We start from the raw sequence: 4,983 nt of genomic DNA on the forward strand, positions 1-4,983 counted from the left end.
CGCCCCCCGTCCCCCCCACCCCAGCACCAGACCACCCCGACAACACCAACTCACGCTCACCGCGATCCAGCAACGCCACCTCACCCACCACCACCGACGAATCCGCGACCACCGCCTCGATCACCCGCCCGAACCAGGCGACCAACCGCTCGACGGTGGACCGGTCGAACAGATCGGTGGCGTACGTGACTATCCCCGTCGCCATCGGAGCGGTGGGGTCCTCGGTAGGCGCCTCACCGATATTGAAATCCAGCTCGAACTTCGCGGTGCGGACGTCGGCCACGAGCGGCTCGACGCTGAGTCCGTCGATCGCCGCCATCTCGGGGCGCACATTGTTTTGGAAGACCAGGGCTACCTGGAACAGCGGGTGATGCGCCGTCGAGCGCACCGGATTGAGCTGCTCGACCAGCAGTTCGAAGGGAACTTCCTGGTTGCTGTAAGCGTCCAGCGCTTTCTGGCGCACCTGCTCGAGTACCTCGCTGAACCGGTGCGCGGTATTGACCCCCACCCGCAACGCCCAAGAGTTGACGAAGAACCCGACCAGATCATCGAGTGCCTCATCTAGCCGCCCGGCGATCGTCGCGCCGATCACCACGTCCTCACCGGCTCCGACCCGGTGCAGCAGCACCGCCAATGCCGCCTGCAACACCATCGAGACCGTCGCGTTGTGCGTCGCTGCCACCGCCTTAACTCCCGCCCACACTTGCGGGTCGATGTGCAAATCGACTGCATCACCGCGATAACTGAGCACCGGCGGGCGGGGCCGATCTGCCGGCAGCGACACCGCCTCCGGGACATCGGCCAACTCCTGCCGCCAGTATCGCAACTGCTCGGCGATCACACTGTCGGGATCAGACTCGGCCCCCAACCACTCCCGTTGCCACAGCGTGTAATCGACGTACTGCACCGCCAACGACGCCCAGCCCGGGGCCCTGCCCTCCCGCCGCGCTTGGTACGCCTGGCCCACATCACGGACCATCGGTACCATGGACCATCCGTCAAAGGCGATGTGGTGCAGGACGATCCCCACCACATGCTCCTCGGGGCCCATCGAATAAATCTGCGCACGAATCGGGACCTCCGCCGACAAATCAAACCGATACGTAACCAGCGTCAACAACTCTGGGACCAGGTCGCGCTCCGGCACCGACATGACCGCCGCGCCACCGCGCCGCCACATCCCCGCCCGGGCAGCCAGCACCTGCTGGAACGGCACACCGTCGATGTCGGGAAAGATGGTGCGCAGCGATTCGTGGCGGGCGATGACATCATCGAGCGCCGCGCCGAGCGCCTCGACATCCAGCGCCCCTTTGATGCGGAAGGCGATCGGTATGTTGTAGGTCGCACCCCCGCCCTCGAACCGGTCGATGAACCACAAACGGCTCTGCGCAAACGACAACGGCACCACCGCGGGCCGCTCTTGTGCCGTCAACGCCGGCCTCGCCTGTTCGCCCGCATGAGCAGCAATCCATTCGGCCAATCCGGCCACGGTGGACGCGTCGAACAACACCTGAATCGGGACTTCGACGCCCAATTCGGTTCGAACTCGCGCTATCAGCCGTGTTGCCGACAGCGAATGCCCACCCAGGTCGAAGAATGACTGATCAATGCCGACCCGCGGCACCCCGAGAACCTCGCCAAAAAGTTTGGCCAACAAGCGTTCCCGTTGTTCACGCGGCGGTCGGTACCCTACTGCGCTGATGAACTCGGGCGCCGGCAGCGCCCGCCGGTCAAGTTTGCCGTTGACCGTCAACGGCAGCGACTCCACGACCATGATCGCCGCCGGCACCATGAACTCGGGCAACCGGCCAGCCACGAAACGGCGTAGCTCGTCGACTCGTTCGCTCCCCACCAGGTCCGCTTCCGTTGCCGGCTCCAACTTTTGATTCAGTACGACATAGCCCACCAGTTGCTTGTCGCTGACCCCCTCCGGATCCGCGTTCGCGGTGTGTGCGATCACCGCCGCCTGCGCCACTCCCGGATGGGCGCTCAGAGCCGCCTCGATCTCGCCGAGCTCGATGCGGTACCCGCGGATCTTGACCTGCTCATCGGCCCGCCCCACGTACCGCAGCTGCCGGTCGGCGCCCCAAGACACCAGGTCCCCGGTCCGATACATCCGCGCCCCGGATCCCCCAAATGGACACGCAACAAACCGCGTCGCGGTCAAGCCGGCCCGCCGCCAATACCCCAGTCCCACAGCGGAACCGGTGACATACAACTCACCGATTACACCCACCGGCACCGCCCGCAGGTACCGATCGAGGACAAAAAAGGCCAAGTGCGCCAACGGCATCCCGATAGGACTGGCAACAGTGTCGGTGTCGGCCGCGACAATCTCCCGGAACGAGGCGTGCACCGTGGTTTCGGTAATGCCGTACATGTTGACCAGGCGCGGCAGACCCGGGTGGTCGTGCAGCCAAGTCCGAAGGCGTTGTGGTTCAAGCGCCTCACCGCCGAACACCACAGTCTCAAGTTTGAGCTGCCCTCCCAGCTCGGGTGCTAGCGCGTCGGCGGTTTGCAGCGCGTAGAACGCCGATGGGGTCTGGCTCAACACGCTGACTTGTTCGGCAACGAGCAAAGCGTGCAGGTCTTTTGGTGAGCGCGTCACCGATTCGGGCACCACCACCAGCCGCCCGCCGCGCAGCAGTGCGCCCCAGATCTCCCACACCGAATAGTCGAAGGCCAAGGAATGACACTGCGTCCACACCTGTCCCGGCGCCATCTCGGAGTCCAGTGACTCCAGCAGCCGGATCACACTCTGATGGGCGATCGGCACCCCCTTGGGGGCGCCCGTCGTGCCCGAGGTGTAGATGAAGTAGGCGATGTCGTCGGCGCCCGGCGCCGGTAAGCCCGTGCTCGGGCAACTGAGGATGCCTGGGTCGTCGACATCGATGACCCGCAGATCGCACCCGTCGAGCCGGTCGGCCAGCCCGGCGGTGGTGATCGCGGCGAGCGGCGCGGCATCGGCCAGCATGAACCGGACCCGAGCGTCGGGGTGCATCGGATCGATCGGCAAATAAGCCGCGCCGGTCTTCAACACCGCCAGAACCGCCACGATCGTCTCGGCCGATCGGGGCAACAGCAGCGCCACACACTGACCCCGGCCCACGCCCTGGCCAACCAACAAGTGCGCCAACCGGTTAGCGGCTTCGTCAACCTCGCGGTAGGTCCACGACCCCTGCTCGTAGCTGAGCGCCACCGCCTCCGGGGCACGCGCCACCTGCTCGGCGAACACCGCCGGGATCGACGCCAACGTGCTCACCGGCTCTGCCAAGACCGCCCGGTTACCCCACTGATCCAAGTCCGTGTGCTCACCGGCATCCAGTACATCCACCGACGAGAGCCGTCGGATGGGATCGGCGGTCATCGCGGTCAATACCCGCCGCAACCGCTCGATCAGCGTCTCGATGCTGGCTACGTCGAACACATCGGTGCGGAAATCCACCGTTCCCCCGATCCCGGCGGGCTCACCGGCTTCGGTCCACCGTTCGCCCAGAGAGAAGACCAAATCCATTCGGGTGTCGTCGACGACTCGCCGTGAGCCTGGCAGCGGCGTGACCTGCACATCACCCAAGGCCAACCTCGCGGCCGGATCGTTGTCCTGCCCGGCAAAGTTCTGCCAAGACAACACCACCTGAAAGAGCGGGTGACGGGTTGCGCTTCGGGTTGGGTTGAGCCGTTCAACCAGCACCTCGAAGGGCACGTCTTGGTGTTCGTAGGCCGCCAGGCCGCGCTGGCGCACCTGGGCGAGCAGCTCGGCGAAGGTGGGATCACCGGCCAGATCGACACGCAGCACCAAGGTATTGATGAAATAACCCACCAGCTCATCCAGCGCCGGGTCGCGCCGCCCGGCGATCAGGAACCCGACCGCCACCTCACTCGTGGCACCCAGTTTGGACAACAACACCGCCAGGGCGGCCTGGACCACCATGAAGCTGGTCGCGTTGTACTCGCCGGCCACCAGGCGGACCCGCTGCTGCAACTCGGCCGGCCAGTCCACCGCCACACTGGCGCCCCGGTAATCAGCCACCGGCGGATAGGGCCGGTCAATGGGGAGCGTCAGGCACTCAGGCATTCCGGCCAGGGTCTGCTTCCAATGCTTCAGCTGCGCGGCGATGGGGCTGTCGCTGTCGTCGAGGTCACCCAAATGCGTTCGCTGCCATAGCGTGTAATCGACGTACTGCACCGCCAAGGGCGCCCACGCCGGGGCTAAGCCCTGCCGTCGTGCCCGATAGGCCTCGCCCACATCGCGGGCCAATGGCGGCAGCGACCAACCGTCATAAGTGATGTGGTGCACAACAATTCCGACCACATGCTGCTCGGGCCCCACCGAGTAGATCTGCGCACGAATAGGGATTTCGGTTGACAAATCGAATCGATACGCCACCAGCGTGAGCAACTCTTCGACCACGTCCTGCTCCGGCAAGGACACGACCATCGCGCTACCGCGCCGCCACATCCCGGTCCGGGCCGGCAGCACCTGCTGCACCGGCACGCCATCGATGTCGGGAAATATGGTGCGCAGCGACTCGTGCCGGGCGATGACATCGTCGAGGGCAGCGCCGAGCGCCTCGACGTCCAGCGCCCCATTGATCCGAAACGCGATCGGCATGTTGTAGGTCGCGCCGCCACCCTCGAACCGGTCAAGGAACCACAACCGGCTCTGCGCAAACGAGAGCGGAACTCGCTCCGGACGCGGCATCACCTGCAACGGAGCCCAGGCGGGGCCGCCACGATGACGGTGCAGATGGTCGGCCAGACGCGCGACGGTGGACGCGTCGAAGAGGTAGCGCACGGGCACTTCTCTGCCCAGCGCCAGCTGCAGTCGCGTGCTCACCCGGGCGGCGACCAACGAATCCCCACCCAGGGCAAAGAAGTCGTCATCGAGTCCGACCCGATCCTGGCCCAACACCTGGGCGAAGACCTCGGCCACGATTTTCTCGGTCTCGGTGTGCGGCGCCCGGAACGGCGCAATGGCCACCA

General features: G+C 65.6%; 1 protein-coding gene. It reads right to left on the reverse strand.

Features of this window, described 5'->3' with window-relative positions; genetic code table 11:
- The coding region (locus tag A5773_RS23110) for a non-ribosomal peptide synthetase (protein ID WP_156744940.1) at positions 1-4,983 on the reverse strand (4,983 nt) is incomplete at both ends.

Source organism: Mycobacterium sp. 852014-52450_SCH5900713 (genome assembly GCF_001667075.1).
GTDB lineage: Bacteria > Actinomycetota > Actinomycetes > Mycobacteriales > Mycobacteriaceae > Mycobacterium.